The 15,905-nt window shown below is 70.6% G+C and carries 15 protein-coding genes; 7 read left to right on the top strand and 8 right to left on the bottom strand.

Annotated elements, in window-relative coordinates:
- Window positions 1-530 precede the first annotated feature (530 nt).
- The 4 genes from LO763_RS20780 to LO763_RS20765 are packed head-to-tail and all read right to left on the bottom strand — an operon-like array spanning window position 531 to window position 5,237.
- Window positions 531-2,198, bottom strand: a complete 1,668-nt coding sequence (locus LO763_RS20780) for a hypothetical protein (protein WP_230788276.1) — start codon at window positions 2,196-2,198, stop codon at window positions 531-533.
- Window positions 2,179-3,054 carry a carbohydrate ABC transporter permease gene (locus LO763_RS20775; RefSeq protein ID WP_230788273.1) on the bottom strand — a complete coding sequence of 292 codons (876 nt, stop codon included), beginning with the start codon at window positions 3,052-3,054 and terminating at the stop codon, window positions 2,179-2,181. The genes LO763_RS20780 and LO763_RS20775 overlap by 20 nt, the downstream gene beginning before the upstream one ends.
- A complete protein-coding gene (locus LO763_RS20770) occupies window positions 3,051-3,980 on the bottom strand; it encodes a carbohydrate ABC transporter permease (protein ID WP_230788270.1) in 930 nt (309 codons plus the stop codon). Before LO763_RS20770 ends, LO763_RS20775 begins: the two co-directional genes overlap by 4 nt.
- A 3-nt stretch (window positions 3,981-3,983) precedes the next feature.
- Window positions 3,984-5,237: an ABC transporter substrate-binding protein gene (locus LO763_RS20765; RefSeq protein WP_230788267.1), complete on the bottom strand. Its 1,254-nt coding sequence runs from the start codon at window positions 5,235-5,237 to the stop codon at window positions 3,984-3,986.
- A 466-nt stretch (window positions 5,238-5,703) separates the two neighbouring features.
- On the opposite strand from LO763_RS20765, the gene LO763_RS20760 reads away from it, so the two are divergent.
- The 3 genes from LO763_RS20760 to clpX all read left to right on the top strand — a co-directional run bounded on the left by LO763_RS20760 (window position 5,704) and on the right by clpX (window position 8,656).
- The gene (locus LO763_RS20760; RefSeq protein WP_304608857.1) at window positions 5,704-6,354 is read left to right on the top strand and encodes an ATP-dependent Clp protease proteolytic subunit; all 651 of its coding nucleotides are present in this window, start codon (window positions 5,704-5,706) and stop codon (window positions 6,352-6,354) included.
- A 22-nt stretch (window positions 6,355-6,376) separates the two neighbouring features.
- The gene (locus LO763_RS20755) at window positions 6,377-7,048 is read left to right on the top strand and encodes an ATP-dependent Clp protease proteolytic subunit (RefSeq protein WP_230788265.1); all 672 of its coding nucleotides are present in this window, start codon (window positions 6,377-6,379) and stop codon (window positions 7,046-7,048) included.
- 306 nt (window positions 7,049-7,354) lie between these two features.
- A complete protein-coding gene (gene clpX, locus LO763_RS20750; protein ID WP_230788263.1) occupies window positions 7,355-8,656 on the top strand; it encodes an ATP-dependent Clp protease ATP-binding subunit ClpX in 1,302 nt (433 codons plus the stop codon).
- Here clpX and LO763_RS20745 read toward each other — a convergent pair.
- Window positions 8,653-8,973 (bottom strand): PLD nuclease N-terminal domain-containing protein, encoded by a 321-nt coding sequence (locus tag LO763_RS20745; RefSeq protein ID WP_230788261.1) that lies wholly within the window; start codon window positions 8,971-8,973, stop codon window positions 8,653-8,655. The two genes, clpX and LO763_RS20745, sit on opposite strands and share 4 nt — an antisense overlap.
- A 169-nt stretch (window positions 8,974-9,142) precedes the next feature.
- Between LO763_RS20745 and LO763_RS20740 the strand changes: the two genes are divergently transcribed.
- Both LO763_RS20740 and LO763_RS20735 read left to right on the top strand, forming a co-directional pair.
- On the top strand, window positions 9,143-9,913 hold the full coding sequence (locus tag LO763_RS20740) for an electron transfer flavoprotein subunit beta/FixA family protein (RefSeq protein WP_230788259.1): 771 nt from the start codon (window positions 9,143-9,145) through the stop codon (window positions 9,911-9,913).
- A gap of 26 nt (window positions 9,914-9,939) precedes the next feature.
- Window positions 9,940-10,869, top strand: a complete 930-nt coding sequence (locus LO763_RS20735; protein WP_230788258.1) for an electron transfer flavoprotein subunit alpha/FixB family protein — start codon at window positions 9,940-9,942, stop codon at window positions 10,867-10,869.
- A gap of 107 nt (window positions 10,870-10,976) precedes the next feature.
- Here the strand turns inward: LO763_RS20735 and LO763_RS20730 are convergent, their stop codons facing one another.
- Both LO763_RS20730 and LO763_RS20725 read right to left on the bottom strand, forming a co-directional pair.
- A complete protein-coding gene (locus LO763_RS20730) occupies window positions 10,977-11,165 on the bottom strand; it encodes a ferredoxin (RefSeq protein WP_230788256.1) in 189 nt (62 codons plus the stop codon).
- Between the two features lie 8 nt (window positions 11,166-11,173).
- A complete protein-coding gene (locus LO763_RS20725; RefSeq protein WP_230788254.1) occupies window positions 11,174-12,391 on the bottom strand; it encodes a cytochrome P450 in 1,218 nt (405 codons plus the stop codon).
- A gap of 494 nt (window positions 12,392-12,885) precedes the next feature.
- Here LO763_RS20725 and LO763_RS20720 point away from each other — a divergent pair, with 494 nt between their 5' ends.
- Window positions 12,886-13,500, top strand: coding sequence for a biotin transporter BioY (locus tag LO763_RS20720; protein WP_230788250.1), 615 nt, complete (start codon window positions 12,886-12,888; stop codon window positions 13,498-13,500).
- Window positions 13,501-13,566: 66 nt separating this feature from the next.
- On the opposite strand, the gene LO763_RS20715 is transcribed toward LO763_RS20720, so the two are convergent.
- Window positions 13,567-14,478 (bottom strand): hypothetical protein, encoded by a 912-nt coding sequence (locus tag LO763_RS20715; RefSeq protein ID WP_230788246.1) that lies wholly within the window; start codon window positions 14,476-14,478, stop codon window positions 13,567-13,569.
- Window positions 14,479-14,732: 254 nt separating this feature from the next.
- On the opposite strand from LO763_RS20715, the gene LO763_RS20710 reads away from it, so the two are divergent.
- Window positions 14,733-15,890 (top strand): cysteine desulfurase family protein, encoded by a 1,158-nt coding sequence (locus LO763_RS20710; RefSeq protein WP_230788243.1) that lies wholly within the window; start codon window positions 14,733-14,735, stop codon window positions 15,888-15,890.
- Window positions 15,891-15,905: the final 15 nt, after the last annotated feature.

Here is a 15,905-nt window from a genome sequence, read left to right as displayed (position 1 = left end):
ACCGTTCTTACCCCGCCCCAGCAGGCGACTGCTGGGGGACGCGAGGCCACACCACACCACCAGGCCCGCAGCCCGAACCCCGACAGGGGCCGGGCCCTCCAGCATGCCCACACCCCGAAAGCCACCAACACGCCCCCGACCTGACCCCACTCCACCCCGCCGTCGCCGCCCGCCCTGACCGTGCCCCTCCACCACCCCAAAGCCGAAACCCCGCCCCCAGGCGCGACCACCCCGTCGTCGCTGCCCGCCCTGACCCCGAGTCACCCGCCACCCGCACCCCGAGAACCAACCTCACCCAAAGAGGACGCCTTCGTCGCCGCCCGCCCTCACGCCGGCCACCGCCACCTGAAGGCCGAAAGGCCCGGCCCGGGAACCGCCCACCCCTTCGTTGCCGCTCGCCGTGACCGTGACTGTGACCGCCCACCATCATGAATCCACGCTCTGCAAGGGACTTTCCTGCCGACACCTCTTTGAACCGAACCGCATTGTGTTCGGACCGCGTCGGCGTCGGTCTTCGGTGGGCGACTTCGTCAACCGGCTCGCAGGACCACCGTGCAGCGACCGGTGCGAGGAACCGTCACATAGAGCTTGACCCCTTGGGCGGCATCGGTTCCCGACAGGTGCGTGTAGTCCTCGCCGGGGTGGTAGCCGCGGGCGAACGTCCCCGCGCCGTCGACCTCGATCGTGATGCGGTCCCCGCCGCGGCGGTACGCGGCAGTGGCGCCGTCGAGTTCGAAGCCGTCTTCGACCGGGTGCACGCCCTCGAACTCGCCGCCTTCGCGGAAGGCCAGTTCGAGCACTTGCCGCACCCGGCCCGGGGCCGCTTCGACTTTGAGTCGCACCGCTTTCGTCGCCGCATCGACCTCGACTCGGATCTTCGTCTCTAGCGCGACCTCCTGGGCCGGGCGGTGCGCGAAGTCCATCGCCGCCGAGAACCTGCCCTCATCGACCAGCGCGTAATCGGCACCGGGCCTGCGGTGCTCCGCAGGCAGCGGCCCGTAATACGACGCGCTCACCCGCTCCCGCAGCGCGAACGCCCCGCCCTCGGCCTCGAGCCCTTCCGCCCGGAACGGGCCCAGCCCGAAGAAGTCCCTCGACAGCCGCACCGAGTCCAAGACCGCCTCGCCTGCGAACACCCGCAGGAACGTCGGATTCGTCGCCAGGCCCGAGCGGATCCGCCCTTGCTTCGCGTAGTCCGAGCCTCCGTAGACCGACACCGCGAAGTCGCCGTCCTGCACCACCGCCAGGCCCGACTCCGCGGACACGGTCGTGCCCGGCCCCCGCGGCTCGGGCTTCGGCAGCGGCCCCGCCAGGGCCGGTTCCAGCAGGATCTCCGCCAGCACGTCCGCCGGGTACGCGATCGGCCCGGCCTCGAGTTCCGCCGCGATCGCCGCGAAGTCGCCCCGGTTCCGCTGGATCGCGTACCGCCGGAACTGCATCAGGAACGGTGCCAGCGCGATCGTCCCGCGCTGGTCCTGCCGCCTGGAGTGCACCGTCTCCACGGTGCCGTCCGGCAGCGCCGCCGCGGCGATCGCCTCCAGGCTCCGGGCCGCGCCGTCGAGCAGCTCCGGCCGCCCGAGGATCGCGCCGATCGCCGTCAACGACGGGTTCGACACGTGCAGCGCGTAGTTCGCACTCCGCTCCGAGTACCACCCGTCGGCGCCGATGTCGACGCCCTCGGCCAGCCACTCGTCCACCCGCGCCACCAGCCGCTCGTCCGGCCAGTGCCGGTGCAGCCGCGCCAGCGCCGCGCTCAGCTCCCACCGGTGGTTCGGGGTGTGCACCCCGCCCAGCCGCAGCGGCTCGGCCGCGGCCCCCGCGATCCGCTCCAGCGCCTCGGCCAACGGCCGCAGCGACTTCGATCTTTCGAGGAGCGCGTACGTGTCGCACAGGTCGTTGACCGTGAACGCCGTGTCCGGCGGCGACGCGAAGTTCTCGCCGTCGAACAGGCCGTTCTCGGCCTGCATTCCCGCCAGGAACGCCACCAGGCGGGCGGCGGCCGCCGCGGCCTCCTCCGAGCCGAAGTGCTCGGAGGCCGGGTTCACCGCGCAGGCCACGAGCGCCTTCGCGGCGCCCATGACCGCGCGGTGGTGCGGGTCGGAGGCCGCCAGGGCGTCGACCCCGGCCAGGACCTCCCGCGCCCGCCGGTCGGCGGCGGCCGTCACGGCCGCCGCGAACTCAGTCCTTGAGTCCGGCATTGATGTCCTCGTTCATGACGTACTTCTGGAACACGACGAAGATCAGCACCAGCGGCAGGAGCGACATCACCGACGCGGCCAGCAGCAGCGGCCAGTCGATGTTCTCCGCCCCCACGATCGAGCGCAGCGCGATCTGGAGCGTGAACTTCCGCTCGTCGCCTACGACGATGAGCGGCCACACGTAGTCGTTCCAGCGCCACTGGAACGAGAAGATCGCCAGCGTCATGATGATCGGGCGCGACATCGGCAGCATGATCCGGAAGAAGATCCCCACCTCGCGCGCCCCGTCGATCCGGGCCGCCTCGATGATGTCGTCCGGGATCGAGATGAAGAACTGCCGGAACATGAACACGCCCGTGGCCGTGAGGATCGAGGGCACCACCAGGCCCGCCATCGTGTCGTACATGCCCAGGTCGCGGATGACCAGGAACGTGGGCGACAGGATGACCTCGGTCGGCAGCATCGTCGTGGCCAGGACGCACACGAAGAACACCCTGATCCAGCGCGACTCCTGGTACTTCGCCAGCGCGTACCCGCACATGGCGCTGGCGACCACGGTCAGCACGGTGGTCGTCAGGGCGACGGCGAGCGTGTTGGAGAAGTACAGGAAGAAGTCGAACCGGTCCCAGGCCTTCTCGAACCCGGCGACCGTGGGGTGCTCGGGGAGGATCGTCAGCGGGTACTGGAACAGCTCCGAGCCGGGCTTGAAGGCGCTCAGCAGGAACCAGACCAGCGGGAACGCGTACAGCGCGGCCAGCAGCCACATGAAGAGCGACAGCGGGACGGCCGTGAACTCCCGGGCCCTGCGGGGCCGGCGCCGCGTCGCCTGCTCGGGGGGTGCGGTCGTGGTGCTCATGCGGCGCGCCTCCGGTTGACCCACATCTGGAGCAGTGCGATGGCCAGCAGGATGGCCAGCAGGACCATCGACACGGCGCTGGCGTAGCCGACGTCGGCCCGCTGGAAGCCGGTCTCGTAGATGTACTGGATGAGGAAGGTGTTCGAGGTGCCCGGCCCGCCGCCGTTGAGCGCCTGGACCATCGCGAACTCCTTCATGGCGCCCAGCGAGGACAGCAGGACGACCAGGAACGAGGTGGGCGCGATCGAGGGCAGGGTGATGTGCCGGAACCGCTGCCAGGCGTTCGCGCCGTCGATCTCGGCGGCCTCGTAGTAGGCGCGCGGCACGTTCTTGAGGGCGGCGATGAAGATCAGCATGTTGAACGCCGTGCCGCCCCAGGTCCCGGCCATGACCACGACCATGAGGGCGAGGTCGGGGTCGGTCTGCCAGGCCAGCGGGTCCGCGCCGAGCTCCCCGATCACGTAGTTGACGAAGCCGAAGCTCTCGCCGAACATCCACCGCCAGACGACCCCGGCGACGATGGGGGAGATGAGCCACGGGAAGAAGAACACGATCTTCGCCGCGGCCTTGCCCTTGGTGTGGTTGCTGACCAGCAGCGAGGCGATCGTCAGGGACATGACGTACATCAGCGGGACGCTGAGGGCGGCGAACAGGAGGGTCCGGGTCAGGGACTGGTAGAACGTCGGGTCCCCGAACAGCTTCTCGTAGTTCTCCAGGCCGATGAAGTCGAAGTCGCCGATGCCGGTGTAGTCGGTGAAGGAGTAGACCAGGCCCAGGCCGCCGGGCCAGACGAAGAACACTCCGAACAGGATGATGTTGACGCCGGCGAGGGCCAGCGGCGCGTACCGGTACCGGACGCGGCGGGCCGCACCGGGCCGCTGGCGCGGTCCGGTACGGCGCTCGGTGTCGATGGCGGTGGCCGTCAAGGGTTACTCGCAGGTGATGTTCTCGTCGAGGGAGGCGATGATGTTCGCGATGGCGGTGGGGACGTCCTGCTCGCCGTTGGCGAGCTTGACGGCCTCGTCCTTGAGCGGATCGGCGTCGCCGCCGGCGGTCCGCCCCGCGTAGACCATCTCGAGGGCGGTGCGCTCCTGGGCGCTCGAGACGTCGTCGGAGGCCGCGATCTCCTCGTTGTACAGGTCGAAGCTGGCCTGCGCCGCCCCGTAGTCGACGTCGAGCCCCTGGACCACCGGCAGGAACCCGGAGATCTCGCAGATCTCGGTGTAGTTCTCGGCGGTGAAGAGCCAGTTGACGAAGTCGAGCGCGGTCTGGGCCTTGTCGCCCTTGTAGACGACCATGTAGCCGCCGCCGAGGTTGGTGGCGCGCCGCGTCTGGGCGGGCATGAGCGCCGAGGCCCACTCGAAGTCGGCGATGTTGTCCTGGAAGTCGGCCACCTGCCACGAGCCGGAGTAGTAGGCCGCGACCTGGCCGCTCTTGAACAGGGCGTTCGGGTCGTCGCCGGAGACCCACACCGAGCGGGGCATGACGTCGTCGTCGTTGATCGAGGCGAAGAACTCGAGCGCGGCGGTGGCGGCCTCGTCGGTCGTGTACCTGCAGTCGTCGCCGAGGACGAAGCCGTCGCTGCCGAACTGGTACATGAGCGAGCGCAGGCGGTGCGAGGAGGGGTCCATCACGAGGCCGTAGCGGGCGCCGGTGGCGGCCTTGACCTCTTTGACGGCCGAGATGAACCCGTCCCAGGTCCACAGGCCGTCCGGGGCGGTCGGGTAGGCGACCCCGGCCTGGTCGAAGAGGGTCTTGTTGACGTAGAGGCCCACGGCGGTGAGGTCGGTGAGGAAGGCCGGGACCTCGCCGTCCCGGTTCTCGGCCAGGAGGCTCTCCATGACGCCGTGCTCGCTCGCGACGCCGCCGAGGTCTTCGAGCCGGTCCATCCAGATCGGGTCGATCGCGGTGACGCGGGCGAGGTCGGGCAGGCCGTCGGCCTGGGCGGCGTTGCGCAGGCGGGTGTTGAAGTCGTCGTACGGGATGTCGTCGATGTCGACCGTGACGCCGGTCTCCTCGAAGTACTTGTCGGCCATGGCCTGGAAGCCGCCGCCCTGGTTGGCGTCGCCGGACAGCCAGAACTTGACGGTCTCGCCGTCGCCCTCGCCGCCGTCGCCGATGAAGCCGCAGGCGCCGAGGGGCAGGACCGCCGCACCGGCGGTGATCACGAGTCTTCTCTTCATTGAGGTTCTCTCTTCGGGGAACGGGGGTCGATGTCGGCCGGAGTGCCGGTCCGGTGTCCCGTGTCCGCCCGGCGAGGGCCGCGCGTTCGGGGGTGGCGCCCCACGTGTGCCAAGTCACGTGATGAAGCGCTTGCCTGACCTTAGCAGACGTTCCTGGAGCGCGACACTAGAGCGCGACAGTAATCCTTGAGCTGGGGTTTCATCTGAAAATCCGAACGCCTCCGATCGGCCTCCGCGATCCCTCCGGCAGGCCCTCTCGAGCGCCCCGATCGGGCCTCCGGGACGCGCCTCCCGCCCGGGCGCGCCCGCCCGCGGCGCTCCACGATGGGCCCCGGGGCGAGACCCGCTCCGCTCGCAGCGAACACGGCGCCCGGTCGCGTCCGATCGTCGCCGTGACGGGCTAAGGTCTGGATTGGTAACCGCAAAGCCGAGTGCATATCGCCGAGACAGAATGAAGGTGCAAGACATGGAGCATTCGAATCCATTCTCCTCGCAGCTGGAGAGGGACGTCGTCAACGCGGTCGCCCGTCGCGGCGGCAGCGGCGCCTCGCCCGACCTGGACGGCATGGTCTTCGACCGTCTCCTCAAGGAGCACATCCTGTTCCTGGGCTCGGACGTCAACTCGGAGATCGCCAACCGCCTGTGCGCCCAGCTGCTCCTCCTCGAGGCCGAGGACGACCAGCGCGACATCAAGCTCTACATCAACTCGCCCGGCGGCTCGGTGTACGACGGCATGGCCATCTACGACACCATGCAGTACATCAAGAACGACGTCCAGACCGTCGGCATGGGCATGGCCGCCTCCATGGGCCAGCTGCTCCTGTGCGCCGGCACCGCGGGCAAGCGCTACGCCCTCCCGCACGCGCGCATCATGATGCACCAGCCCTCGGGCGGCATCGGCGGCACCGCCTCCGACGTTGCGATCCTCGCCGAGCAGATGCTCTACACCAAGCAGATGTTCCAGGAGCGCGTCGCCGAGCACACCGGCCGCACGATCGAGGAGATCGAGCGCGACTCCGACCGCGACCGCTGGTTCACCGCCGCCGAGGCGAAGGACTACGGCTTCATCGACCACGTCGTCAAGCGGGTGGCCGACGTCCCCGCCGAGGCCAACTAGAAGGAACAGGGGGAGCCAGATGATGGACATCCACGCACAATCGGGAGCGCAGTCCGGGGGATTCGACCCGAGGGCCAGGTACATCGTGCCGTCGTTCACCGAGAAGACCTCGTACGGGGTCAAGGAGATGAACCCGTACAACAAGATGTTCGAAGACCGGATCATCTTCCTGGGGTCCCCGGTCGACGACACCTCGGCCAACGACATCATGAGCCAGCTGATCGTCCTCGAGGGCAACGACCCCGACCGGGACATCATCATGTACATCAACTCGCCCGGCGGCTCGCTCACCGCGCTCATGGCCATCTACGACACCATGCAGTACGTGCGCCCGGACATCCAGACCGTGTGCATGGGCCAGGCCGCCTCGGCCGCCGCCGTGCTGCTCGCGGCCGGGACCCCCGGCAAGCGCACCGCGCTGCCGAACTCCCGCGTGATCATCCACCAGCCGGCCACCGAGGGCACCTTCGGGCAGGCCTCCGACATGGAGATCCAGGCCCGCGAGATCATGCGGATGCGCGACCAGCTGGAGAAGATCCTCGCCCGCCACACCGGCCAGGCCGTCGACAAGGTCCGCCGCGACATCGAGCGCGACAAGATCTTCACCGCCGAGGAGGCCGTCGAGTACGGCATCGTCGACAACGTCCTGACCTACCGCAAGAAGAACGCCCTGCCGGCCGAAGCGGCCGCGTAGCGCACCAGCACCGGAGCGCGGCGGGCTGCCCGGCCCGCCGCGCCTCCCCGGACGACCGAGCCCCTCCCTGATCGAGATCGCCCCCGGAAGCAGCCCCGCCGCGATACCGTGGCGCTGGCGTCGGACGCCAGGCTTCAGAACGGCTCTAGCGCTGTGGCCGTAAATGCGAAATACTGGATCGAGACACCGGTTCGTCCTGAATCAACGGAGCAAGCACGCACACGGGGCCGACGCGCGGCCCGCAAGCAGCGCCGATACTGCGGCAGACGGGTCCTGCGGACCCCGCCGAGGGAAGGAGTCACCGCGATGGCACCACGCCTGGGTGACAGCGAGATCTTGAAGTGCTCGTTCTGCTCGAAGTCGCAGCGCCAGGTGCGCAAGCTCATCGCCGGACCGAACAACGTCTACATCTGCGACGAGTGCATCGACCTGTGCAACGAGATCATCGAAGAGGAGTTCGCCGAGGACGCCGAGGTCGCCTGGGAGGACCTGCCCAAGCCCAAGGAGATCGTCGAGTTCCTCGACCAGTGGGTCATCGGCCAGGACCACGCCAAGCGCTCCCTCGCCGTGGCGGTCTACAACCACTACAAGCGCGTCCAGCTCGACGAGCTGAACGCCGCCAGGAGCGGCGCCGACCACGTCGAGCTCCAGAAGTCGAACATCCTCATGGTCGGCCCCACCGGCTCGGGCAAGACCCACCTGGCCCAGACCCTCGCCAGGATGCTGGACGTGCCGTTCGCGATCGCCGACGCGACCGCCCTGACCGAGGCCGGGTACGTCGGCGACGACGTCGAGAACATCCTCCTCAAGCTCATCCAGGCCGCCGACTTCGACGTCAAGCGCGCCGAGACCGGCATCATCTACATCGACGAGATCGACAAGGCCGGGCGCAAGGCCGAGAACCCCTCGATCACCCGCGACGTCTCCGGCGAGGGCGTGCAGCAGGCGCTCCTGAAGATCCTGGAGGGCACCCTCGCCTCGGTGCCGCCGCAGGGCGGGCGCAAGCACCCGCACCAGGAGCACATCCAGATCGACACCACGAACATCCTCTTCATCTGCGGCGGGGCCTTCGCCGGGATCGAGGAGATCATCAAGGGCCGCATCGGCAAGCGCACCGTCGGCTTCACCGCCCCGCTGCACGAGGCCGAGGCCGCCGACGACGCCATCGTCTCGCAGGTCATGCCCGACGACCTGCTGAAGTACGGGCTCATCCCCGAGATGGTCGGTCGCCTGCCGATCCTGACCACCGTGGACCACCTCGACGAGGCGGCGCTGCTGCGCATCCTCACCGAACCCAAGAACGCCCTGGTCAAGCAGTACCAGCGCCTGCTCGAACTCGACGGCGTCGAACTCGAGTTCGCCCCGGACGCGCTGGAGCCGATCGTGGAGTCGGCGCTGCTGCGCGGCACCGGGGCCCGCGGGCTGCGGGCCATCATGGAGGAGGTCCTCCAGCCGGTGATGTTCGAGATCCCCTCGCGCGCCGACGAGGTCGCGAAGGTGGAGATCACCGCCGACGTGGTGCGACGCAACGTGAACCCCACACTGGTCCCGAGGACCAAGGCCACCCCGCGGAGGGCGATCCGCCCCCGGCGCGAGAAGTCGGCCTAGTCCTCCTTGTTGTCGTCGCGCAGGCGCCGGTCGATGTCGCGGAGGAAGTCCGGGTCGTCGTCGGGCGCGATCGGCCCGTTCGGATGCCGCGGCCCCCTCGCGTTCCCGGACTTGCCGGGACCCGCCGGGCGCGGCGGACGGGCCCGCCCCACGGCGAACCACAGGATCCCGCCGGCGACCGGCAGGAACAGGATGATGAGCACCCACCAGGCACGCGTCAGCTTCCTGGGCGCGTGCTCACCGCCGAGGCAGTCGGCGAGCGCGGCGATGACCAGCGCCAAGTGCGCCAGGAACAAGAACAGGAACGCGCGGACCATGGTCCAATCATGCCTGTCCGCCGCGCCCGGGACAACAACGCCTCGGGGTGTTACTCGTAAGTAACTTCGTAAGATATAGTTCAGCCAAGACGCCTGAGCCGATTCGCGGCCCGCGAGACGCTCGCGAGCAGGGGATCGGTGTGGCCAAGTACGACCTCGGAGGTTGTCGATGAACATCGTGGTTCTGGTCAAGCAGGTCCCTGACTCGGGGCTCGCGAGACAGCTGGACGCCCAGATGCGGGTGGACCGCAACGGCGCCAACAACGTCATGGGAGAGCTCGACGAATACGCCGTCGAAGCCGCCCTCCAGCTCAAAGAGGCCCACGGCGGCGAGGTCACCGTCCTCACCCTCGGCCCCGGACAGGCCACGGAGACCGTGCGCAAGACCCTCGCCATGGGCGCCGACAAGGCGATCCACATCGAGGACGACGCCGTCGGCGGCTCCGACGCCCTCACCACCTCCGCGATCCTCGCCGCGGCCCTCGGCCGCCTCGAATGGGACCTCGTGATCGCCGGCGCCGAGTCCACCGACTCCAACATGGGCGTCATGCCGCAGCTCCTCGCCGCGCGCACCGGCGCCCCCGCCCTCACCGGCGTCCGCAAGATCGACACCGACGGCACCGCCGTCACCGTGGAGCACCAGCGGACCAACGGCTACGACGTGATGACCGCGAACCTCCCGGCCATCGTCTCGGTCTGGGACACCATCAACACCCCGCGCTACCCGTCGCTCAAGGGCATCATGGCCGCCAAGCGCAAGCCCGTCGAGACGCTCACCCTCGCCGACCTCGGCGTCGAGGCCGCCGGACCGGCCGCCGCGCAGAACGAGGTCCTCGAGGCCGCCGACCGGCCCCCGCGCAGCGCCGGCCAGATCGTCACCGACGAGGGCCAGGGCGGCACCGCCCTCGCCGAGTTCCTCGCCGCCGAGAAGTTCATCTGAGCCGGATTCGAGACCTGGAGACCACCATGACCGACATCCTCGTGTACGTACCGAACTCCGGCAAGCACGCCGCCGAGGTCCTCACCCTCGCGCGCACCCTCGGCGACGTCTCGGCCGTCGCCTTCGACGACGCCGCCGAGGGCCTCGCGGGCGAGTACGGCGCCGCGAAGGTCTACCGCGTCGACGCCCCCGAGGCCGCCGACTACTTCGTGGACCCGAAGGCGACCGTCCTCATCGACCTCGCGCGCCAGGCCGCGCCCGGCTTCTTCCTGCTGCCGAGCACCGACGAGGGCAAGGCCCTCGCCGCCCGCGTGGCGGTGGCGCTCGAGAACGGCCTGCTCACCGACGTCTCCGGCCTGGAGGCCGACGGGACCGCGAAGCAGGACGCCTTCGCGGGCGCGACCTTGGTGACCTCGAAGGCCACCAAGGGCTTCACACTCGCCACCGTCAAGACCGGGACGACCGAGCCCGCCCCGGCCCCCGGATCGCCCGCGGTCGAGAACGTCGCGGCGTCCGTGTCCGACGCCGACAAGCGCGTGCGGATCACCGAGCGGGTCGACGAGCCCGCGGGGGACCGGCCGAACCTGGCCGAGGCGCGCATCGTCGTCTCGGGCGGGCGCGGCGTGGGCTCCTCGGACGACTTCGCGCTCATCGAGAAGGTCGCCGACTCCCTGGGCGGCGCGGTCGGCGCCTCGCGCGCGGCGACCGACGCGGGCTACTACCCGCACAAGTTCCAGGTGGGCCAGACCGGCACCACCGTGAGCCCGCAGCTGTACGTCGCGGCCGGCATCTCGGGCGCGATCCAGCACCGGGCGGGCATGCAGACCTCGCGGGTGATCGTGGCCGTCAACAAGGACGCCGACGCCCCGATCTTCGGCATGGCCGACTTCGGCGTCGTGGGCGACCTCTTCCAGGTCCTCCCGCAGGCGCTCGAGGAGATCGACAAGCGCAAGTAGGACGACGCACCGGCCCGGCCGCTCGAAAGGGCGGCCGGGCCGTCGCATGTCCAGTCGGAGACCCGTGCGGGTTCGAATCCCACCCGGGCCGGCACCTCCCCGAGGCGCTACCCGTCCGCCGCGCTCAGCGCGCCCGAGGGGCACAGGTCGACCGCGTCGGCCGCGTCCCCGCCCACCGGCTCCCCGTTCAGCACGACCACGCGGCCGTCCTCGTCGTCCTGGTCGAAGACGCCCGGCGCCGTCAGCGCGCACATGCCCGCGCTGGCGCACCGCTCCCTGTCGGCGGTGATCCTCATCGCGCCTCCTACCAGGCCACCGGGAGCGAGTCGACCCCGTAGATGAACATGTCGGTGCGCAGCGGGACCTCCTCGGGAGGCACGGCCAGGCGCAGACCGGGGAACGCCTCCAGGAGCTTCGCGAAGCCGATGCGCATCTCGACGCGGGCGAGCTGCTGGCCCACGCACTGGTGCACGCCGTGCCCGAAGGCCATGTGCCCCTGGGCGTCCCGGCCGAGATCGAGCTCGTCGGGCCGGTCGAAGCGGGACGGGTCGCGGTTGACCGCGTGCGGCGCCACGGTCACGTACTCGCCCGCGCGCAGGAGCCGGCCGTCGATCTCGGCGTCCTCCTTCACGATCCGCATCATGCCCGCGTGAGCCACGGTCAGGTACCGCAGCAGCTCCTCGACCGCCCCCTCCATGAGGCCGGGCTCGGCGCGCAGCCGGGCCAGCTGGCCGGGGTGCTCGAGCAGCGCGAGCGTGCCCAGGCCGAACATGTTCGCGGTGGTCTCGTGGCCGCCCAGCAGCAGGATCATGCCGATGCCGCCGACCTCGTCGTCGGTGAGGTCGGCGTCGGCGGCCAGCGTGCTGAGCAGGTCGTCGCCGGGCGCGGCGCGCTTGGCGGGGACGAGCCCGTGGACGTAGCCGAACAGCTCCATCGAGGCCTCGTTGCGCTTCGCGACCGGCAGGGACTGGTCGAAGATGTCGTTGGAGGTGCGCTGGAAGTCGTCGCGGTCGGCGTACGGGACGCCGAGCATCTCGCAGATGACCAGCGAGGGGACGGGCAGGGCGAACTCGCGCACCAGGTCGGCGCCGCTGCCCGCGTCCCGCAGCGCCGCGACGCGCTCGTCGACGATGTCGGCGATGCGCGCGCTCAGCGCTCGCATGCGGTTGAGGGTGAAGACGCCGGTGACCTTGCGGCGCAGGCGGGTGTGGTCGGGCGGATCGTAGAAGAAGAAGAAACCGGGCGGCACGTGCTCGGAGGAGGACACGAAGAAGTGCGGCAGCTCGGTGGGGGAGCGGACGAAGCGCTCGCCGACGATGAAGCGGGGGTCGGAGAGGACCGCGCGGGCGGCGGCGTGGCCGGTGACGAGCCAGCCTTCGGCGCCGTCGGGGTAGTACCTCATGCGCCGCAGCGGCTGGTCCTGGAGCGCCAGGAGCGCGGCGGGCGGGTCGTGGCGGGTCTCGCGGTGGTACGGCATGCCGTCGGGCAGGTCTTCGGCGGCGGCGGTCTCGAGAGAGGTCACGGCGGCTCCGAGCACGGTGGGGGGACTGAGGGCGCCCACCGCTCTCCGCAGCGTAAGGCCGGGGTGGAGGGCGGGACAACGTGCCGATCGCGCTGTGTCGGGAAGCCGACACGGAATGCGATTGATGGTCGGCTTCGGTGTCGCCCCGGTTCGATGATCGCTCGGGGGTGTGACCGGCGGCCCGGGGGTGTGCGGTTGATTCGGGCGGTTCGCGGCTATCGGTGTAAAACGGGCGGTCGGAGGCGCCCCCGGTTCGATGGTGCCTCGGGGGTGTGACAGGGGTGGGGTGCCGCCCTGATCATGAGTTTCATTCGGGCAGGTGCCGGTGGAGTGCGGCGCCGATCGCGGGTTTCGCTCGGCGGGTCCCGGTGATGCGGGGCGCCGTTCGGGGGTCTCGTTCGGATGGGCCTTCATGTTGTCGTAACAACGGTGGGTTAGGCTTCCCCCAGCTCCTCGTTATATGGAACCTACAGATGATGTTGGAGGAATCCGCCATGGTCGCCTCAGCTGCCGCGATTGCCGCGCCCGGCGTGCTCGCCGATCTCCTGCCCGCCCGCTCGCGCGCCCTCGCCGTCGCGCGCGACGCCGTGCTCGTGCTCGGCGGCGCCGCCGCCATCGGCGCCTCGGCGCAGATCGCGTTCACCATCCCGCAGATCAGCCCGGTCCCGTTCGTGCTCACCACGTTCACCGTGCTCCTCGTCGGCGCCGCCTACGGCCCGCTCCGCGCGGGCCTGACCCTCGCGCTCTACCTCGCCGCCGGCGCCGCGGGCGTCCCCTGGTTCACCGAGGGCACCTCCGGCTACGCCATGCCGACCTTCGGCTACATCATCGGCTTCCTCGCCGCCGCCGTCGCGGTCGGCTTCCTCGCCAAGCGCGGCGCCGACCGCACCATCCTGCGGACCGTCGGCCTCATGGTCGTCGGCAACGCCATCATGTACGCCTTCGGCGTCCCCTACCTGGCCATGGCCCTCGACATGGGCGCCGCCGACGCCCTCGGCGCGGGCATGCTCCCGTTCCTCGCCGGCGACGCCGCCAAGCTCGTCTTCGCCGCGCTCCTGCTCCCCGGAGCCTGGTGGGCCGTCGACAAGTTCCGGGGCACCCGGGACTAGCGCAACGCGAAGGGCGCCCGCGGCCGAGAGCCGCGGGCGCCCTTTCTTATGCCTACAGGACCTGGGTCATTCGGCGTCCCAGCCGATGCCCAACGCGCCCGGCCTCGGGACCGGCTCCGCCAGCGCCACCGTGTGGTTCGGCCCCAGCTGGAGGTCCCCGGTCTCGCGCTTCTCCCGCTGGAGGCTCGACTGCGCGAAGCGGTACACCCGCTTCGGGATCGCGTCCGGCGCGAACCGCACCTGGAGCGAGTACTGGTCCACCGGGTACCGGAACGCGTTCCCGTGCCCGCTGGAGACCCCGCCGTTGCCCTGCACCACGATCTCGAACAGGTGCGTCGCCCCCCGCGGCAGCGGCGTGTCGAACACGATCTCCGCCAGCGCCACCGGCGCCTCCGGGTGCCGCAGCACGTTCGGCACCGTGCAGTCGCGCACCGGCTTGAACTCGATGTCGTCGATGTCGCAGCCCTCGTCGCCCCGGTAGAGCAGGATGTACCGGTCCACGTCGTCGCGCCTGGCGCGCACCAGCATCGACAGCTCGAACACCGACTCCTGCCACTGCGAGTCGACGTGCACGATCACCTGCTGGCTGAGGATGTCGAGGGTGTGCTCCCGGGACGCCGGGACCTGGTCGCACAGCTCGCGCACCGCGTCCCCGCCGAGCACCGCGTCCGGCCGGGGAAGCTGCCCCCGGATCGAGCGCGGCCCGCGGGCCCGCTTGGGGCCGAGCAGGACCCGCAGCGACCCGGCGGGCAGTTCGAGGAGGTCTTCGAGGGCGGTCACGGCCGCCAGGGACTCGGCGCGCTCGGGGCGCGAGCGCCCCGACTGCCAGTAGCTCAGGCTCGTCGTGGAGACGGTGATGCCCCGCATGGCGAGGCGGTGGCGGATGCGGTCGAGACCGAGCCCGCTGGTCTGGATGGCGATGCGCAGAGCAGTGTGGAACGGCCCAGTGCGAAGCGCTTCGGCGAGCTCTGGCGTCATCGGCACACACTTTCTCTCGACTCGGGACGGAAGAGTCCGCACTCCTCGGCACCCGGTCTCGGGGGCGGCGACTCCTCACCACCGGAAAGGTAGGAGGATTCGTCAGATTCTAGCTCGGGTGCACCATGGTGTGAGACGGCGACAGGTCGCGACGCCGAGGAGCGGTCCCACGGACCGGAACGACCCCGCCCCCGCCCCGCCCGGCGCCGCTGCCGGAGGGCGCGGGCCGGAACGCGCCGTAGACTGGAGAGGCCATGGCCTATCTCGATCACGCCGCCACCACGCCGATGCTCCCCCAAGCGCTCGACGCGTACGTGCGCACCGCACTCGCACTCGGCAACGCCTCCTCCCTCCACGGCTCCGGGCGCACCGCCCGCCGCACCGTCGAAGAGGCCCGCGAACGCATCAGCGAGGCGCTGGGCGCGAAACCCGGGGAGGTGATCTTCACCGGCTCCGGCACCGAGGCCGACAACCTCGCCGTCAAAGGCGTCCACTGGGCCCGCCGCGCCGAAGGCCGCAACCTCGTGGTCACCACCGCGATCGAGCACCACGCCGTCGCCGACGCCGTCGCCTGGCTCGGCGACCACGAGCGGGCCGACGTCGCCGAACTCCCGGTCGACAAGCTCGGCCGCGTCGACACCGCCGTCCTCGCCGAGCTCCTCGACACCCGCGGCGACGAGATCACCGTCCTCACCTGCATGTGGGCCAACAACGAGGTCGGCACCCTCCAGCCGGTCGCCGAGATCGCGGCCCTCGCCGAAGCCCGCGGCGTCCCCGTCCACACCGACGCCATCCAGGCCGTCGGCCACGTGCCCGTCGACTTCGCCGCCTCCGGCGCCGCCGCCCTCGCCCTCTCCGGCCACAAGCTCGGCGGCCCCACCGGCACCGGTGCGCTGCTGCTGCGCCGCGACGTCAAGGCCGTCCCGCTCCTCCACGGCGGCGGCCAGGAGCGCGAGATCCGATCCGGCACCCTCGACGTGCCCGGCATCGCCGCGCTCGCCGAGGCCGTCGACCACGCCGTGCGCACCCGCGAGACCGAGTCCCAGCGGCTCGCGCTGCTGCGCGACGGCCTCGTCGCGGGCGTCCGCGAACTGGTCCCCGAGGCGATCTACAACGGCGACCCCGACTCGCGGCTGCCCGGCAACGCCCACTTCTCCTTCCCCGGCTGCGAAGGCGACGCGCTCCTGATGCTCCTGGACGCCGCCGGTGTCGAATGCGCCACAGGCTCGGCCTGCTCGGCCGGGATCGCCCAGCCCTCCCACGTGCTGCTGGCGATGGGCGCCGGCCCCGACGACGCCCGCTCCTCCCTGCGGTTCACGCTGGGCTGGTCCACCACGAAGGCCGACGTCGACGCCCTGCTCGCCGCCGTGCCCGAGGCCGTCCGGCGCGCGAAGACCGCCGGGCTCTCATGAACACCGCGGAAGTCG

It is taken from the genome of Glycomyces amatae, from assembly GCF_020991375.1.
In the GTDB taxonomy this organism is placed as follows: Bacteria; Actinomycetota; Actinomycetes; order Mycobacteriales; family Micromonosporaceae; genus Glycomyces; species Glycomyces amatae.
This window is presented reverse-complemented; position numbering and strand designations above follow the sequence as displayed.